The sequence below is a fragment of the Streptomyces sp. NBC_01410 genome (genome assembly GCF_045040195.1).
In the GTDB taxonomy this organism is placed as follows: Bacteria; Actinomycetota; Actinomycetes; order Streptomycetales; family Streptomycetaceae; genus Streptomyces.
In genome coordinates this window covers 4966101-4984038 of sequence record NZ_CP109530.1, presented here as the reverse complement: position 1 = coordinate 4984038, position 17938 = coordinate 4966101, and the positions used below count along the sequence as shown (strand labels likewise).

15 protein-coding genes are annotated in these 17938 nt (G+C 70.7%); 4 read left to right on the top strand and 11 right to left on the bottom strand.

The window, feature by feature from the left end; genetic code table 11:
• The first annotated feature begins 102 nt into the window (after window positions 1–102).
• Complete coding sequence (locus OG741_RS22940; protein ID WP_405600723.1) at window positions 103–2868, top strand: alpha/beta hydrolase family protein; 2766 nt, start codon at window positions 103–105, stop codon at window positions 2866–2868.
• A gap of 68 nt (window positions 2869–2936) precedes the next feature.
• Here OG741_RS22940 and hemB read toward each other — a convergent pair whose 3' ends face one another.
• The 6 genes from hemB to OG741_RS22910 all read right to left on the bottom strand — a co-directional run bounded on the left by hemB (window position 2937) and on the right by OG741_RS22910 (window position 10070).
• A complete protein-coding gene (gene hemB, locus OG741_RS22935) occupies window positions 2937–3938 on the bottom strand; it encodes a porphobilinogen synthase (protein WP_405600721.1) in 1002 nt (333 codons plus the stop codon).
• 425 nt (window positions 3939–4363) lie between these two features.
• Window positions 4364–6031, bottom strand: a complete 1668-nt coding sequence (locus OG741_RS22930) for a uroporphyrinogen-III synthase (protein WP_405600718.1) — start codon at window positions 6029–6031, stop codon at window positions 4364–4366.
• The gene (gene hemC, locus OG741_RS22925) at window positions 6028–7002 is read right to left on the bottom strand and encodes a hydroxymethylbilane synthase (RefSeq protein WP_405600715.1); all 975 of its coding nucleotides are present in this window, start codon (window positions 7000–7002) and stop codon (window positions 6028–6030) included. Before hemC ends, OG741_RS22930 begins: the two co-directional genes overlap by 4 nt.
• The gene (locus OG741_RS22920; RefSeq protein ID WP_405600712.1) at window positions 6999–8738 is read right to left on the bottom strand and encodes a glutamyl-tRNA reductase; all 1740 of its coding nucleotides are present in this window, start codon (window positions 8736–8738) and stop codon (window positions 6999–7001) included. Before OG741_RS22920 ends, hemC begins: the two co-directional genes overlap by 4 nt.
• Entirely contained in the window at window positions 8735–9463 is a 729-nt protein-coding gene (locus tag OG741_RS22915) for a redox-sensing transcriptional repressor Rex (RefSeq protein ID WP_142214354.1), read from the bottom strand. The genes OG741_RS22920 and OG741_RS22915 overlap by 4 nt, the downstream gene beginning before the upstream one ends.
• Window positions 9464–9794: 331 nt before the next feature.
• Window positions 9795–10070, bottom strand: coding sequence for a glutaredoxin family protein (locus OG741_RS22910; protein ID WP_324979395.1), 276 nt, complete (start codon window positions 10068–10070; stop codon window positions 9795–9797).
• Between the two features lie 146 nt (window positions 10071–10216).
• Between OG741_RS22910 and OG741_RS22905 the strand changes: the two genes are divergently transcribed.
• From OG741_RS22905 to OG741_RS22895, 3 genes are all read left to right on the top strand, one after another.
• Window positions 10217–11164: an HAD family hydrolase gene (locus OG741_RS22905; protein WP_405600711.1), complete on the top strand. Its 948-nt coding sequence runs from the start codon at window positions 10217–10219 to the stop codon at window positions 11162–11164.
• A gap of 349 nt (window positions 11165–11513) precedes the next feature.
• Entirely contained in the window at window positions 11514–12308 is a 795-nt protein-coding gene (locus tag OG741_RS22900) for an ECF subfamily RNA polymerase sigma factor, BldN family (protein WP_405600709.1), read from the top strand.
• Window positions 12309–12528: 220 nt separating this feature from the next.
• Window positions 12529–13701, top strand: coding sequence for a DUF5667 domain-containing protein (locus tag OG741_RS22895; protein WP_405600707.1), 1173 nt, complete (start codon window positions 12529–12531; stop codon window positions 13699–13701).
• A gap of 50 nt (window positions 13702–13751) precedes the next feature.
• Here the strand turns inward: OG741_RS22895 and OG741_RS22890 are convergent, their stop codons facing one another.
• From OG741_RS22890 to OG741_RS22870, 5 genes are all read right to left on the bottom strand, one after another.
• Complete coding sequence (locus OG741_RS22890) at window positions 13752–14810, bottom strand: lysophospholipid acyltransferase family protein (RefSeq protein WP_405600705.1); 1059 nt, start codon at window positions 14808–14810, stop codon at window positions 13752–13754.
• A 15-nt stretch (window positions 14811–14825) separates the two neighbouring features.
• Window positions 14826–15914: an NAD-dependent epimerase/dehydratase family protein gene (locus OG741_RS22885; RefSeq protein ID WP_405600704.1), complete on the bottom strand. Its 1089-nt coding sequence runs from the start codon at window positions 15912–15914 to the stop codon at window positions 14826–14828.
• Window positions 15915–16104: 190 nt separating this feature from the next.
• Window positions 16105–16203, bottom strand: a complete 99-nt coding sequence (locus OG741_RS22880; protein ID WP_003948845.1) for a 30S ribosomal protein bS22 — start codon at window positions 16201–16203, stop codon at window positions 16105–16107.
• A 122-nt stretch (window positions 16204–16325) separates the two neighbouring features.
• On the bottom strand, window positions 16326–16538 hold the full coding sequence (locus tag OG741_RS22875; RefSeq protein WP_014046653.1) for a helix-turn-helix domain-containing protein: 213 nt from the start codon (window positions 16536–16538) through the stop codon (window positions 16326–16328).
• A 128-nt stretch (window positions 16539–16666) separates the two neighbouring features.
• Window positions 16667–17482: a phosphatase gene (locus OG741_RS22870; RefSeq protein WP_405600702.1), complete on the bottom strand. Its 816-nt coding sequence runs from the start codon at window positions 17480–17482 to the stop codon at window positions 16667–16669.
• Window positions 17483–17938: the final 456 nt, after the last annotated feature.

Below are 17938 nucleotides of genomic sequence, written 5' to 3'. Positions count from 1 at the left end.
CGCGCCCCCAGGCAACCCACAGGATCTTCTCCCCGTCCTCCGGAATCGAGAGGCACCCGGGCCCAACCGGGCGCTCCGGTCGGGGGGTTGAGGAGAGAGACGTTGATACGTGCCCGGAGAGCATGGGCCACCGCGATAGCGGTGCTCACGGTGGCGGGGGTGTCGCCGGCCGTGGCTTACGCCCAGCCGCAGCCACCTGATGTCAGACCCGTCACGGCGGCGAACGACGAGGATGGCCTGCCGCCCGGCTGGCGGATCACGAACACCGACGGGGAGCAGACCTTGGAGTGGCGCTCCCCGCGCCCGGTGCCGGCGGGCGACGCGCGCGTGGAGTTCCACGCCGATGGCAAGCTGGTCGGCGTGCCCGACGCGGAGGAGGACGGCCGGACCTTCCGGCTGCCCCTCGACGACGCACGCACAGCGGATCTGGCGGACCTTCAGGTGCTGGCGGCCGGCCGACGGCTGGACCAGAAGGCAGACGCCCGTGACGGGCGCTCCCCGTCCGCCGCGAAACCGCCTGGCGAGCTTCCGGCCGGCTCCGTCGACCCGGGCAAGCCCGGCTCGTACCGCACGGTCACCGGCGAGTACGCGCTCGCCCCGGTCCGCCTTCCCGGCTTCCCGGCGCCTGTCGAGATGCGCGGCGTCGTCGTCGCGCCGAAGGGAGCCACGGGCAAGCGTCCGGTCGCACTGTTCCTGCACGGCAGGCATGCCACGTGCTACGTCCCGGGCAGCGAGGAGCCGAACATCGACTGGCCGTGCGCGAAGGGCGCCAAGCCGATCCCGAGCCACCGGGGCTATCTGCGCGACCAGGAACTGCTGGCCTCCCAGGGCTATGTGACCGTGTCGATCTCCGCCAACGGCGTCAACGGCCAGGACGGGAACGTCGAGGACGGCGGCGCGCAGGCGCGCTCCTCCCTGGTGCGCAGCCACCTGGCCCGCTGGGCCGATTGGGCCGCCAAGCCCGCCGCGGCACCCGCGGCCGTACGCAAGGCGCCGAAGGCCGACCTGTCCCGCGTCCTTCTCGTCGGGCACTCGCGCGGCGGCGAGGGCGTCAACCGGGCCGCCATGGACAGCCTGTACCCGCCCCCGCCCGCCCAGGACGGCTACCGGGGAAAGGTGCGCTGGAACATCCGCGGGACCGTGCTCATCGGGCCGACGATCTTCGGCCACAACCCCGTGCCGGACGTGCCGTCGCTGACGATCCTGCCGGGCTGCGACGGCGACGTATCCGACCTCCAGGGCCAGGTGTACGCCGACGGCACCCGCGGGGTCAGCCGGGGCAAGGCCCTGCACAGCGCGGTCTACATGGTCGGCGCCAACCACAACTACTTCAACAGCGAGTGGACGCCGGGCCAGGCCCAGGCACCCGCCGACGACGACTTCGGCCACGACCCCGAGCGGCCGGACCCGGTGTGCTCCCCAGGCACCGCGACCCGGCTGACCGCCGACCAGCAGCACCGGGCGGGCGCCACCTACATCGCCGCCGCGGCCAGGCTGTTCGTCGCCGGTGACGACCGGGTGCGCGAGCTTCTCGACGGCTCGGGCCGCCGGGCCCCCTCCGCCGACCCCGCGCGGGTGCTGACTCACGCGGTCGGCGCGAACCGCGGCGCCGGGTTCCTCCCGGACGACTCCGTGAAGGTGACCGGCGGACGGCTGTGCTCCGCGATCGATCCCGACCCGCGCGTCGCCTGCCTGAACACGGAGGCGGGCGGCAACTCGCCGCACTTCGCGCACTGGCAGCCGGAGCGCGAGAGGGGCCGTTCCGCGGTGGCGCTGCGCTGGACCGCGCCGGGCTCGGCGGTGACGGTGCGCCCCGCAAAGCCGCTCTCCGTCAAGGACGCCAAGAGCCTCGCGCTGCGCGTCTTCGTGCCGCCGAACTCCACCGGCACACAGCTCGACGTGTCCGTCACCGACGCCTCCGGCAAGCGGGCGAACCTCGGCCGCGTACGGGTGGACGGCCTGCCCGGCAGCGACCGCACCTCCTCCTACTGGGCACGCGAGGTGCGCGTACCGCTCACCGCCGCCACCCGCTCCGGTCTCGACCTGCGCCGGATCGCCTCCCTTGAGCTGACCCCGCGCACCCGCTCCGGGCAGGCGTGGCTGATGGACGCCTGGGCGTGGAGCCCCGGCACCCCCGCCGTGCAGGAGGCCCCACTGACCCGAGTCGACCTCGGCCGCCTGAAGGTCAAGGAGGGCGACTCGGGCGTCCGCACCTACCGGGTGCCCGTCCGCGCGTCCGGGAAGGGCAGCGGCACGGTCCGGCTGTACGTCCTCGACCCGGCCACCGGCAAGGCGAAGGACCGGCTGGTGACGGTGCGGCCCGGCCACGGCATCGACGTGACGGTGCAGGTGAAGGGCAACAAGCGGTTCGCCTGGGACGTGTCCCACGACGTGATCGTGAAGGCGGTCCGCGGGACCGTCGTCGGCTCGCACGCGGGCGGGGTCCTCGCCGAGAACGACGACCCGAAGCCCAAGATCACCGTGAAGCCGGTCGCCGGCAAGGTGACCGAGGGGCAGCCCCTGAAGTGGCAGGTCTCCCTGTCCGCGCCCGCCGACGTGGAGGTCGACAAGAGGATGCGGTTCGTCCCCGTCCCGGGCCGCCGCGAGCTGTCCACCGCGGACGTCGACCGGCAGTGGCTGACTGATCTGCTCGGCGAGGTCCCGGACCCTGAAGTGCCGCTCTCCCAGCTGAACTACGCCTACCTGTGGGTGTCCGTACCGGCCGGGAAGACGAGCGCGGAGGTGCCCGTGCCCACGGTCCGCGACAAGGTGGCCGAACCGACGGAGTACGTGGGCATCCAGCCCCTCGACGACGAGGACAAGCCGCAGGGCCCGGTCCTGACCGGCACGGTGCTCGACGCGCCGTAGGCGCAGGCGCGTTGGTCACGCGGGCGTCAGCCGACACTTTCGGTTCACGCCCGCGTGTGCGTCTTACGTCAGCGACCTGCGCCGATCCCCTGCGCGACCTCGGTCGCCCAGTAGGTGAGGATCATGCTCGCACCGGCCCGCCGGATTCCGGTCAGGGCCTCCAGGATCGCCTTGTCCCGGTCGATCCAGCCCTTCTCGGCCGCGGCCTCGATCATCGCGTACTCACCGCTGATCTGGTACGCGGCGACCGGCACGTCGACGGACTCTGCGACCTTCGCCAGCACGTCGAGGTAGGGACCCGCGGGCTTGACCATGACCATGTCGGCGCCCTCTTCGAGGTCCAGCGCCAACTCCCGCAGGGACTCCCGGAGATTGGCGGGGTCCTGCTGGTACGTCTTGCGGTCGCCCTTGAGGGAGGAGCCGACGGCCTCGCGGAAGGGTCCGTAGAAGGCCGACGAGTACTTCACCGTGTACGCGAGGATCGCGACATCCTCGTGGCCGGTCTGGTCCAGCGCGTCGCGAGTGACGCCGACCTGGCCGTCCATCATGCCGCTGGTGCCGACGACATGAACGCCCGCGTCGGCCTGCACCTGGGCCATCTCGGCGTACCGCTCAAGGGTGGCGTCGTTGTCGACGCGGCCGTCGGCGTCCAGGACGCCGCAGTGGCCGTGATCGGTGTACTCGTCCAGACACAGGTCCGACATGATGACGAGCTCGTCCCCGACCTCGGCCTTCACGTCCCGGATCGCGACCTGCAGAATCCCGTCCGGGTCCGTCCCCGCGGTCCCCGCAGCGTCCTTCTTCGCGTCCTCCGGCACCCCGAACAGCATGATCCCGGCGACGCCCGCCTCCAGCGCCTCGACGGCGGCCTTCCGCAGGGTGTCGCGGGTGTGCTGCACGACGCCGGGCATGGCGCTGATCGGCACGGGCTCGTGGATGCCCTCCCGGACGAAGGCGGGAAGGATCAGATCGGCGGGATGAAGACGAGTCTCGGCGACCATGCGGCGCATGGCGGGGGTGGTGCGCAGCCGCCGTGGCCGCGCGCCGGGAAAGGATCCGTACGCAGTCATATGGGAACGGTACGCCTGTCGGTGGGGGTCACGTACCGACAGCCCGTCGGCGGGGGCGGTGCCGCTGCGCGGGGCTTGTTTCCCCACCCCGCCCCTTCCCGTAACTGGGGCTCCGCCCCAGACCCCCGACGGGGCTTCGCCCCGGACCCCGTATGCGACCTTCGGCCGCATGTCCTCAATCGCCGGACGGGCTGAATTTCGCGGCCCGGGACCGCGCCTCAATCGCCGGCGAGGCTGGAATGTGCGGCTCGGCCGCACATCCAGCCCGTCCGGCGATTGAGGACACGCCCGAAGGGCGTATGGGGGCTTGGGGGCGGAGCCCCCGGTTACGGGGTCTGGGGCGGAGCCCCAGTTACGGGAAGGGGCGGGGTGGGGGAACAACCCCCCGCCCCGCCCCGCGAAACCCGCACCGCACCCCGACAGGGCTACGTCGTCCTCCGACGCCGCCCCCCGGGACGGCGTTCGCTCGGCCGCGTCACATGCTCCCCCGCCTCCAGCGCCGCCATCCTCCGCCGCGCCCCGAACTCCGCGAGCGCCTCCGCGAGCTTGTGCACCGACGGCTCGGGGGACAGCACGTCCACCCGCAGCCCGTGCTCCTCCGCGGTCTTCGCAGTCGCAGGACCGATGCACGCGATCACGGTCACGTTGTGCGGCTTCCCGGCGATGCCGACAAGATTCCGCACCGTCGACGACGACGTGAAGAGAACGGCGTCGAAGCCGCCGCCCTTGATCGCCTCGCGCGTGTCCGCCGGCGGCGGCGACGCCCGTACCGTCCGATAGGCCGTGACGTCGTCGACCTCCCAGCCGAGTTCGATCAGGCCCGCGACCAGCGTCTCGGTCGCGATGTCGGCCCGCGGCAGGAAGACCCGGTCGATCGGGTCGAAGACGGGGTCGTACGGCGGCCAGTCCTCCAGGAGACCGGCCGCGGACTGCTCACCGCTCGGTACAAGGTCCGGCTTCACGCCGAAGTCCACCAGTGAGGCCGCGGTCTGCTCCCCCACCGCCGCGACCTTGATCCCCGCGAAGGCCCGCGCGTCGAGCCCGTACTCCTCGAACTTCTCCCGCACCGCCTTGACGGCGTTCACCGAGGTGAAGGCGATCCACTCGTAGCGGCCCGTCACCAGGCCCTTGACCGCGCGTTCCATCTGCTGCGGCGTGCGCGGCGGTTCGACGGCGATCGTCGGAACCTCGTGCGGCACCGCGCCGTACGAACGAAGCTGGTCGGAGAGCGACGCCGCCTGCTCCTTGGTCCGCGGCACGAGCACCTTCCAGCCGAACAGCGGCTTGGACTCGAACCACGCGAGCTGGTCGCGCTGAGCAGCGGCACTGCGCTCACCGACCACGGCTATGACGGACTGGTGGCCGTCCGGCGACGGCAGCACCTTCGCCTGCTTCAGGGTCTGAGCGATCGTGCCGAGCGTCGCGGTCCAGGTGCGCTGCCGCGTCGTCGTACCCGCGACCGTGACGGTCAGCGGGGTGTCGGGCTTGCGGCCCGCGGCCACCAGCTCGCCCGCCGCCGCGGCGACCGTCTCCAGTGTCGTGGAGACGACGACCGTGCCGTCGCTCGCGCCGACCTCGGTCCAGCAACGCTCGCTCGCGGTGCGGGCGTCGACGAAGCGGACGTCCGTACCCTGCGCGTCGCGCAGCGGCACACCGGCGTACGCGGGCACACCCACCGCGGTGGCGACACCGGGCACGACCTCGAAGGGAATCCCCTCCGCGGCGCAGGCGAGCATCTCCTGACCTGCGTCGGTGTCCAGGCCGGGATCGCCGGTCACCGCACGGACGACCCGCTTGCCGTGGCGCGCGGCCTCCATGACAAGATTGGCCGCATCCCTGAGGACGGGGATTCCGGCGGCTGTTGACGCGTCGTCAACAGCCGTCAGTTCAGGCGTGCTTACATTCGCCCGCGCATGGCTGCGTACGACGTCGAGCACATCCGGTTCGGCGATCAGTACGTCCGCTCCCGCGAGCGCTTCGACGGCGCGCAGTGTCAGCAGTCCGGGGTCGCCGGGACCGGCGCCGAGGAAAGTGACGTGCCCGTGTGCCGAGAGCGTCGAGGATGCGTTGTTGGTGGGGCTGGTGGGGCTCAAAGTTCTCGCTCCCCCATAAGACCGGCCGCACCCTTGGCGAGCATCTCGGACGCAAGTTCGCGACCGAGCGCGATGGCGTCGCCGTGCGACGTGGGTACGGGACCGGTGGTGGACAGCTGCACCAGCGTGGAACCGTCGGTTGTGCCGACGACGCCGCGCAGGCGCATTTCGGTGACAACCTGTCCGTCGCCCAACAGGTCGGCCAGCGCACCCACAGGTGCGGAGCAGCCGGCCTCCAGGGCGGCGAGCAGGGAACGCTCGGCGGTCACGGCGACCCGGGTGTGCGGGTCGTCGAGCTCGGCGAGCGCGGCGGCGAGGTCCGCGTTGACCGCGGCACACTCGATCGCCAGTGCCCCCTGGCCGGGGGCGGGCAGGACGAAGTCGACCGACAGGAAGTCGGTGACCTCGTCGGTCCTGCCGAGGCGGTTGAGCCCGGCCGCGGCAAGCACCACGGCGTCCAGCTCTCCGCTCCGTACATATCCGATCCGGGTGTCGACATTGCCGCGGATCGGCACGGCCTCGATGCTCAGGCCGTGCGCGCGGGCGTACGCGTTGAGCTGCGCCATGCGGCGCGGCGAACCGGTGCCGATCCGGGCAGCCCCCCTCGGGGAAGGAGCAGCCAGCCGGTCGAAGGTCAGCCCGTCGCGGGCCACCAGCGCGTCCCGCGGGTCCTCGCGCGGCGGCACGGCCGCCAGCGTCAGGTCCTCGGGCTGCGCGGTGGGCAGGTCCTTCAGGGAGTGCACGGCGAAGTCGACGTCACCCCGCAGCAGGGCGTCCCGCAGGGCGGTGACGAAAACCCCCGTACCGCCGATCTGCGCGAGACTCTCACGGGAGGTGTCTCCGTACGTGGTGATCTCGACGAGCTCGACGGCACGGCCGGTCAACTGGCGCACCGCCTGAGCCACTTGCCCGGACTGGGCCATGGCCAGTTTGCTGCGCCTGGTCCCGAGCCTCAAGGCCCTCTCGGTCATACTCGCCCTCGATTCGGGTCATTCATGTCGGCCCGGCTGACGGATGCGACCGTCTCCGGGTCGAGGTCGAAGAGTGTCCGCAGCGCGTCCGCGTACCCGGCGCCGCCGGGCTCGCTGGCCAGCTGCTTGACCCGCACGGTGGGCGCGTGCAGGAGCTTGTCGACGACGCGGCGCACGGTCTGGTTGATCTCGGCGCGCTGCTTCTCGTCGAGACCGGTCAACCGGCCCTCCAGGCGCGCCATCTCACCGGCGACCACATCGGCGGCCATCGTGCGCAGGGCGATGACGGTCGGGGTGATGTGCGCGGCGCGCTGGGCCGCGCCGAAGGCGGCGACCTCGTCGGAGACGATGCGCCGCACCTGGTCCACGTCGGCGGCCATGGGGGCGTCGGCGGAGGCCTCGGCGAGCGACTCGATGTCCACGAGCCGCACACCGGCGAGGCGGTGGACGGCGCCGTCGATGTCCCGCGGCATGGCGAGATCAAGCAGCGCGATCCGTACGTCGCCATTGGCCCGCGTCGTCCGGGTGCCGGATGCGGTGCGGATGCTCCGTCCCGCATTGTCGACCCAGGCCGCGTGCTGCGCAGCTTCGTCGGCGTGCCGGTCGTTCAGCCCCACCGGGCAGGCATCGGCGAGCTCGCCGTCGGCACGCCCTTCGGGCATGTCCTCAATCGCCGGACGGGCTGAATATTCCAGCCCCGCCGGCGTCTGAGGCGCCGGGCCCGCGACGGAGACCGCCGCGTCCGTACCGGTGTTACTCACACCCGTGTCGCCGAACGACGTGCCCGCGAGCGACTTGTCGGCCACGCGGCCGTCCCGCGCCGCCACCGCGGCAAGGCGCGCCACCAGGCTGCCGTCCGGCGCGCGCAGGCTGTCGCCCGCACCCGCGTCCGGAGCGGAGGGCGCCACCGCGAGGGCCGCCGCGATCGACTCGGCCGTCAGGACAAGACCCGTCGCACCGGTGCAGGACACCACGGCGTCGGCACGTGTCAGCTCATCGGCGAGGCCGTCCATCGCGACCGCGCGCGCCGTCACCCCGCCGGGCTCGCCCAGCGCCGCGGCCAGTCGCTCCGCGCGGTCCAGCGTCCGGTTGGCGATGACCAGTTCACGTACACGCAGGCGCGCGAGCGTCGTCGCGGCGAGCGAGGACATCGAGCCGGCGCCGATCACCAGCACCCGCTTGTCCGCGGCCCACTCCTCGACGTCCGCGCCGTCCGCGAGCTGCTCCAGTCCGAAGGTGACGAGCGACTGCCCGGCCCGGTCGATCCCGGTCTCGCTGTGCGCGCGCTTGCCTACGCGCAGCGCCTGCTGGAAGAGGTCGTTGATCAGGCGGCCCGCGGTGTGCAGCTCCTGCCCGAGCGCGAGGGCGTCCTTGATCTGCCCGAGGATCTGGCCCTCGCCGACGACCATGGAGTCCAGGCCGCAGGCCACCGAGAAAAGATGGTGGACGGCCCGGTCCTCATAGTGCACGTAGAGATAAGGAGTGAGCTCCTCGAGCCCGACGCCGCTGTGCTGCGCGAGCAGCGTGGACAGCTCGGCGACGCCAGCGTGGAACTTGTCCACGTCCGCGTACAGCTCGATGCGGTTGCAGGTGGCCAGCACCGCCGCCTCGGTGGCGGGCTCCGCGGCCAGCGTGTCCTGGAGCAGCTTGATCTGCGCGTCCGCGGACAGCGAGGCACGCTCCAGCACGCTCACCGGCGCACTGCGGTGGCTCAGTCCAACGACCAGAAGGCTCATGCCGGCATCACGGCGGGCATGTCCCCGTCCGGTCCCTTCCGGCCTGCCGCGGCCTCGGCCTCCTCGCCGGCCTTCCGCTGCTCGTGGAAGGCGAGGATCTGCAGCTCGATCGAGAGGTCGACCTTGCGCACATCGACGCCGTCGGGCACGGAGAGGACGGTGGGGGCGAAGTTGAGGATGGAGGTGACACCGGCGGCGATCAGGCGCTCGCACACCTGCTGCGCGGCACCGGCGGGCGTCGAGATGACGCCGATGGACACCCCGTTGTCGCTGATGATCTTCTCGAGTTCGTCGGTGTGCTGGACCGGAATCCCGGCGACGGGCTTTCCGGCCATGGTGGGGTCGGCGTCGATGAGCGCGGCGACCCGGAAGCCACGGGAGGCGAACCCGCCGTAGTTGGCGAGCGCGGCGCCGAGGTTACCGATGCCGACGATGACAACCGGCCAGTCCTGCGTGAGGCCGAGCTCACGGGAGATCTGGTAGACGAGGTACTCCACGTCGTAGCCGACGCCCCGCGTCCCGTAGGAGCCGAGGTAGGAGAAGTCCTTGCGCAGCTTCGCGGAGTTGACCCCGGCGGCGGCCGCGAGTTCCTCGGAGGAGACCGTGGGTACGGACCGCTCGGACAGCGCGGTCAGTGCGCGGAGGTACAGCGGAAGACGGGCGACGGTGGCCTCGGGGATTCCTCGGCTACGGGTCGCCGGTCGGTGATTTCGGCCAGTTGCCACGGTGCTCCTGCGGGATGAGCGAGGCTGCAGGCGGCCAGACGTCCAAGGACCGCCCCGTCGAATGCAGGCTATGTCTTTGTGAACGCGTGCACAAAGATGGTGTCCGTTTTGTCCGCGCAAAGTGACCGGGGTCACGCAATCCGGCCACACGATCCTGGAACCGTGAACCGCATCGGTCCGTTGAAGAGTCGAAGGGGGCAAAGCCGTACACACTCCTCACGATGCCGCCCCCGAGACCGCTCTACTGTGCCCTGTCCGTGTCGCGTCCGGATAGAGCCGGACCCGCCGGAAAAACCCAGCAAAACGTGCACGGTGGTCACGAACCTTCCGGTCAGGCCCCCAGCGCGCGGCGAAGCCGTCCGGCATCCACGCGCCAGAAGGTGTGCTGCTCCCCGTCCACCAGGACGACCGGAATCTGCTCCCAGTAGGCACGGTGCAGCGCTTCGTCCTGAGTGATGTCCTTCTCCTCGAAGGACGCACCCGTCTCGGTGCACACCTCCTCGATCACCGACCGCGCGTCGTCACACAGGTGACACCCCGGCTTCCCGATCAGCGTCACCACGCGCTCGCCGGCCTTCTTCTTCGTACGCCGCAACACAGGACTCATGCAGCCATTCTCCGCCCGTCCGCGCGCGATGCGTCCCCCATGCCTCGTCTGACGAATCGCCCGTTTAACAGGCAGGTCGCAGAGTGTTCACGCCATGGCATCCCGGCGTGTCGGGAAGTACCGAACAGACTGGCTATGCTCACGACATGGCCGCACTGGGATGGCTCACCCCCCGTAGGCGCTCCGCCACAGCACGGAGCGTGCTCGCAGGCGAGGCAGCAGCCGAGGCAGCGCGCAAGTCGTCACAGCAGTTCGAGGCACTCGACGCGCTCGAAGCGAAGGACGGCACTGCCCCGGCCGAACCGGAATTCCCCGTCACGGGGGACGACCGGGCAGCCGCCTTCTTCGACCTCGACAACACCGTGATGCAGGGCGCCGCGATCTTCCACTTCGGCCGCGGCCTGTACAAGCGGAAGTTCTTCCAGCGCCGCGAACTCGCCCGTTTCGCCTGGCAGCAGACCTGGTTCCGCCTCGCCGGCGTCGAGGACCCGGACCATATGCAGGACGTCCGCGAGTCCGCCCTGTCCATCGTCAAGGGCCACCGCGTCTCCGAGCTGATGTCGATCGGCGAGGAGATCTACGACGAGTACATGGCCGACCGCATCTGGCCGGGCACCCGCGCACTCGCCCAGGCTCACCTCGACGCGGGCCAGAAGGTCTGGCTGGTGACCGCGGCCCCCGTGGAGACCGCGACGATCATCTCCCGGCGCCTCGGCCTGACCGGCGCGCTCGGCACCGTCGCCGAGTCCGTCGACGGCGTGTACACCGGCAGGCTGGTCGGCGAACCGCTGCACGGACCCGCCAAGGCAGAGGCCGTACGGGCGCTGGCCCACGCCGAAGGCCTGGACCTGACCCGCTGCGCGGCGTACAGCGACTCGCACAACGACATCCCCATGCTGTCGCTGGTGGGACATCCGTACGCCATCAACCCGGACACCAAGCTCCGCAGGCACGCGCGGGCCCGCGAGTGGCGGCTGCGCGACTACCGGACGGGCCGCAAGGCGGCCAAGGTGGGCATTCCGGCCGCCGCCGGCGTGGGCGCCATCGCGGGCGGAACCGCCGCGGCGGTCGCCCTGCACCGCCGCCGCCGCTGACGCACATCTGCCCGGTTTCCGGGCGGACACGGGCGGCGCGCACCCCGCCATTCCGGGGGCCCTGCCCCGGCGCGCCCCCGGCCAGTCCTGTTGCCGCGGCGCGGGCGCATTCCACCGCCCGACCGGACACATCACGACGCAATTCGATCAACAAGCGTTCACAATCTGCTACTTGATACGTCGCCGAGACGTAACGGAAGCGACGGAAACGGCGATTTGAGCAACTGGGTGTAGCACTGCCTGTACGAAGCGTTATTCTCCTCAGACGCATGACGGACCGCCACCAGTCCCCACGACGGGTGAACGGTCCCGCACTGCACGTGATGGAAGCTCTGCCTCTGGGAGTCCCGTGTACCCACACGTCGGGGTTGACGCCTCGGGCCTGGCTACGCTGCGCGCAGCGGTCCTCGACCACTTGCGCGGCTTCGTCCCCACCGCGTACGCCGTCCCCGCATTCGCCATGCCCCGCCTTGCCGTAAGCGGCCCCGCCGCCCCCTGCTACGCCCTGGCCGACGGCCGCGCGGCGGTTGGCAGACGGGGCAGCCGGGGCAGCTCCGGCGCCTCGACCACCGCCCGCCGTCCGAGTGCCGACAGTGACAGCGCACGCATGATGGAGCTGGTCGAGCGCGCCCAGGCGGGCGAGGCCGACGCCTTCGGCCGTCTCTACGACCAGTACAGCGACACCGTCTACCGCTATATCTACTACCGGGTCGGCGGCAAGGCGACGGCGGAGGACCTCACCAGCGAGACCTTCCTGCGCGCCCTGCGCCGTATCTCCACCTTCACCTGGCAGGGCCGGGACTTCGGCGCCTGGCTGGTCACCATCGCCCGCAACCTGGTGGCCGACCACTTCAAGTCCAGCCGCTTCCGGCTGGAGGTCACCACCGGCGAAATGCTCGACGCCAACGAGGTCGAGCGCAGCCCCGAGGACTCCGTCCTGGAGTCCCTTTCGAACGCCGCACTGCTGGAAGCCGTCCGCAAGCTCAACCCCCAGCAGCAGGAGTGCGTCACTCTGCGCTTCCTGCAGGGCCTCTCGGTCGCCGAGACGGCCAGGGTCATGGGCAAGAACGAGGGTGCGATCAAGACCCTCCAGTACCGCGCGGTGCGCACCCTTGCCCGGCTCCTTCCCGACGACGCCCGCTGACCCGAACCCAACTCACAATCGGTGACGCCTCGATGACGCACTGGTCCGATCATCCTTCGCGCGTAACCCAAGTGCCGCGACGCTCGTTGTGCGGGATGCAGGCTCCCTGTGGTCACGCCATGCCCACAGCCACTCACTCGATCGTGTGGATGTGCTCAAGGCGTGCAACCCTCCAGACCCCCAGGGGAGTCGATCGTCATGACGAGAGGAGGTGCCGCCAGTGATCGCGAACGTATCGGCGCACCGGCGGGCGAGCGCCTTCGCCCAGGCCTTGGAAGATCAGGCGGCCGGACAGCCCGAAGAATCGGTCGAACCGACCGAGCCCGGACGGCTGTTGGCTCTGGCGAACGGTCTCGGCGAGCTGCCGAAACCGGAGATGGATCCCGAGGTCAAAGTGGTGCAGCGAGCACAGCTCGTGGCCGCCATGGAAGAGATGTTCGCCTCGGCAGGTGCGTCCCAGGGCTCCGCGGTGCCCGGGCAGCGGACCGGCCGGGGCGCCCATCGCGCCTCCCCACTCCGGAAATTGCGACCACGCTCCCGCTGGTCGAAGGGCCTCGCGGCCGGCGGCTTGACCGTCGGAGTCGCCGCGGGAGCCTTCAGCGGGGTGGCCGCGGCCAGTTCCGACGCGCTGCCCGGTGACTCGCTCTACGGGCTGAAGCGTGGCATGGAAGATTTCAAGCTCGGCCTGGCGGACGACGACTCCGACCGCGGCGAGCTCTACCTCGACCAGGCGTCCACCCGACTGAGCGAGGCCCGGCGCCTGATGGAGCGGGGCCGCGCGGGCGCCATGGACCACGAATCACTGGGCGAGGTCCGCCGCGCGCTCAACGGCATGCGGCACGACGTGAGCGAGGGCCACCGCCTGCTGCACGCGGAGTACGCACGGGACGGCTCGCTCGGCCCGATGGCTACGCTCAATTCGTTCGCCAGGTCCCACCGCGACACGTGGAACGGTCTGCGCGACAGGCTGCCCGCTCAGCTGACCGACGTCGGCGACGAGGTGAACTCCGCCTTCGACGCCATAGACCAGGAGGTCGGCCCGCTGGAGTCGCTGCTCCCCCGTGCCCCGGAGAAGGGTCGCGGCTCCCAGCCGTCCGGCTCCACGCAGGACTCCGGACGCACCACGGGCCCTGGTCGTACGTCACCGGCCTCACCCGGCGACGACAGCCCGCCGGGAGACAGCGGCAAACTCAACCCGTCGGGCTCGACCACCACGGCGGACGAGGGCCTGCTGGGCGGCAACACGGGCGGCCTGTTCGAGCCCCCGGCGACCGGCGCATCGCCGGCCCCGTCCGGGAACACCTCGACGGTGCCGCAGCCGCCGGATGTGACGATCCCGCCGCTGCTGCCGGGAATCCTGCCGGGTCTCGGCTTCGAGAGCGACGACGAATAGCGGTACTGGCTCTACGTGGCAGGGAGGTAAAGCCCTCCCTGCCACGTACGTCAGAAGAACACGGACCGGCGCTGCACCAGCAGCTTGTACAGGGTGTGCTGGATCTGCTCCCGGACCTGGTCCGTCAGGTTGAACATCAGCATCGGATCCTCCGCCGCCTCCGGCGGGTATCCGTCCGTCGGAATCGGTTCGCCGAACTGAATCGTCCACTTCGTCGGCAGCGGCACCGCACCCAGCGGCCCCAGCCACGGAAACGTCGGCGTGATCGGGAAGTACGGGAACCCCAGCAGCCGCGCCAGAGTCTTCGCGTTGCCGAGCATCGGGTAGATCTCCTCAGCCCCGACGATCGAGCACGGCACGATCGGCGCCCCGGCCCGCAGCGCCGTCGACACGAACCCGCCGCGCCCGAACCGCTGAAGCTTGTAGCGGTCGCTGAACGGCTTCCCGATGCCCTTGAAGCCCTCCGGCATCACCCCGACGACCTCGCCGCGCTGCAGCAGCCGCTCGGCGTCCTCCGAGCAGGCAAGCGTGTGCCCGGCCTTGCGGGCCAGTTCGTTGACCACGGGCAGCATGAAGACCAGGTCCGCGGCGAGCAGACGCAGATGCCGGTTCGCCGGGTGGTTGTCGTGGACGGCGACCTGCATCATCAGCCCGTCCAGCGGAAGCGTCCCGGAGTGGTTGGCCACCACCAGCGCCCCGCCGTCGGACGGGATGTTCTCGATGCCCTTCACCTCGACCCGGAAGTACTTCTCGTACAGCGGCCGGACCATCGACATCAGGACCTGGTCGGTGAGCTCCTTGTCGTAACCGAACTCGTCGACCTCGTAGTCACCGGTGATCCGCCGGCGCAGAAACGCCAGCCCGCCCGCGATACGCCGCTCCCAGCCGCCACCGTCGCCCGCGGGCTGCGGGAGCAGCCCGGGCTCCTCGCCGGGCGTCTCGGAAGCCCTCAGCACCCCCTGATGCCCCGGCAGGGGGCTGACCGGAACCTCGTGTACCGCCGCGGGCTCGGCCTTCCGGCGGCCCCCCGCAGGGCGTCGCCGCGCCGCACGCTGAGCGCCGGCGCGCGAACGGTCGTCGTCGAACGGAATGACCTTGGCGTCCGCCATCGTTGGCTGCGCTCCTTATTCGGCGTCGCTCTGAGCCGTCTTCGTGGCCTTCGTGGCTTTCGTACGCGCACCGCCCACGCAAGGCAGTGCCGCCGCCACCTGGTCAACAGCCTTGGCCAGGGCTTCCGGCGGCAGCAGCCCCGGGCCCCGGCTGCGGGCGAAGTCCGCGAACGTCTCCGCGGTCGTGTACTTCGGGTTGAAGCCCAGTGTCTCGCGCATCTGGTCGGTGCTCACGACCCGGCCATGGGTGAGCAGCCGGATCTGCTCGGGCGAGAAGTCCGTGACACCGACCGTACGCAGCGCGGAGCCGACCCAGGTGACCGCGGGCAGCAGCACCGGCATCGTGGGCCGCCCCAGCCGCCGTGAGCACTGCGAGAGCAGCAGCACACCGTCGCCCGCGATATTGAACGTGCCGCTGTTCAGCGTCCCGCGCCGCGGCTCGTGCAGGGCGATCCGCAGCACGTCGATCACGTCGTCCTCGTGCACGAACTGCAGCCGCGGGTCGTAGCCGAAGACGGTCGGCATGACGGGCAGTGAGAAGAACTCGGCGAGCGGGGAGTCCGCGCACGGCCCGAGGATGTTCGCGAAGCGCAGCACGCAGACCGCCACATCGGGCCGCCGCCGGGCGAATCCGCGTACGTACCCCTCGACCTCCACCGCGTCCTTCGCGAAGCCGCCGCTCGGCAGAGACTTGGGCGGGGTGGTCTCGGTGAAGACCGCCGGATCACGGGGAGCCGAGCCGTAGACGCTCGTACTGGACTTGATCACCAGCCGCTTGACGGTGGGCGACTTCTGGCAGGCGCCGAGCAGCTGCATGGTGCCGATGACATTGGTCTCCTTGACCGTCGTCCGGCCGCCCGCGCCCAGTGGCGTACCGGTGACATCCATATGGACGACCGTGTCGACGCCGTGCTCGGCCAGTACGCGCCCTATTGCGGGCTGGCGGATGTCCGCGCGGACGAAATCGGCCCCACCGAGATGGTGCTCGGGCCCCACCGCATCGACACCGATGACCCGGTCCACCTCGGGATCCCGCTGGATGCGCCGTACGAGACGGCCTCCGAGCTGCCGGGCCACTCCGGTGACGAGCACGACCTTCCCCAAGATCAGCGCCTTCCCATAGCTCCGCCTAGGTCCGCGTAGGTCCGCCTAGGTCCCACTCTCACGCGTCACCGTAGCGGCTCGGTGTTGCGCTGTGATGACCACGCGACCCACTTTTGCCACCCGGCCGAAAACCACCGCGGCCCTCCCACCGTGCTGGTGGGAGGGCCGCGGCGACACGAACAGCTGTCGCTTACTTCTTGTTGCGACGCTGAACGCGGGTGCGCTTGAGCAGCTTGCGGTGCTTCTTCTTAGCCATCCGCTTGCGCCGCTTCTTGATAACAGAGCCCACGACTACCCTCGCTCACTTCTCTTCACTCGGTGCGGGGCGTCTGGGCCCACACGACCTACGTCGGCCTAGCCTACCCGCCCGAGCTCCGAGCCTGTAATCCGAGGGGAACCGACCGGCTCCGGCTATGCCGATTCCACCCCCACGAAGGATTCGCGGAGGTACTCGTGAACTGCTTGCTCCGGAACCCGGAAGGACCTGCCCACCCGGATCGCCGGCAGATGACCGCTGTGTACCAAGCGGTACACCGTCATCTTCGACACTCGCATTACCGAGGCGACTTCCGCCACGGTAAGAAACTTGACCTCGTTGAGAGGCCTCTCGCTGCCAGCAGCCATGACCCACCTGTACCTTCCGCACACGACGCACACCGGCTTCCCCTCCGGTGACTCTTCGTCGCTGTGCGCTCACTCCCCAGACTAGGGGCGGGTGATGCGAGTGGGGAAGAGGAGCAGCCATCGGCCGCCTACTGTGACAGACACGCTCGATTGAGTACATAGCGAGTCAGCGGTCGGTAGTAATCAGACCGCACAGCGTCATCAAGCGGAACGACGACGGACACGCGGCCCTCGGCCTCGCCGACAAACAAGGCCGGATCGTCCGTATCGGCGAGGCCAATGGCCTCAATCCCCAGCTGACCTGCCCCGCAGACCCAGCCATGGTCCCCGACGACCAGCTCGGGCAGCGGCCCGCCGCCCTGCACAACGCCCTCCAGGGCAGCCCGAACCGGGAGCGGCGAGTGGGTGTGTGCGCCGGTGGCACCGGCGGCGCCCTGCGCTCCGGGTTCCCGCACCAGAGCGACTCCTCGTACGTACTCAAGGTTGTAGGTGCGTACGCCGAACCGGGTCGTTATGTCGACACATCGCCCCTGCGCGGGTGTGAGGACCTCGCACCCCACTGCCGACAAAGCGTCTGCCAGCGCGGCGTAGAAATCGAGCAGCCGATGCGGATGCCCGGTCCCGATCAACACGGCTCCCCGCCGGGCGGCCACGTCCCCGAGCCGCTCGGCGAAAGCCCTGAGCGCGCTCAGCGTCCGCTCGGGATCAATCACATCCGGCCCGACGACATGCGCGGGATCGCGGGAGACCCCGCACTTGTCGGCCATCAACGCGATCAAGTCCCGCTCGCTCCAGTCCCATTCGGGATCGAGCCCGAGGGTGACGCGGGGATCCCTGGCGGCGAAGAGCCGATAACTGCGCAGACTCGCCTCCCGCGAGGTGGCCACGGGCCCGGCCAACCGAGCGGCCAGGAGATGCGCACGCAGGGCTCCGGTACTCAACACACGGTTGATGCTGCCGCACGGGGCAGAATCCCGGGCCAAAAGGCGGAATACCACCCACAGTTGGCGTAATGGCACAGGTCGGCGGCACCAGGCGGCCGCCCTCCGACGGCTCGGGCCGCGCCGTACGCTTCCGGGCTCCTCGCAACTGGTGCCGAATGGCTGACATCCGCCCGGCCTCGGCACTCGGTTCGGGCCGGCGGGGTGGCGCGGCCTACCGGGCGGGCGCCACGAAGAAGGACCCCGAACGCGCCCGACGCCAGGCTGCGGCCGCCGAGGGCGCGGGACCGAGACTGAGGCACCCGGCACACCGGGCGACGCGGAGCCGGGGCGGCCCGAGCTCACCGGTGACGAGCAACCCTGCCGCCCCAGGGGCGTCGGCCGAAGCCGTGGCCCCGCCCCACCGGGCGCCACGAAGCAGGCGCCCGAACGCACCCGCGGCGCGAAGCTGCCGCGCCC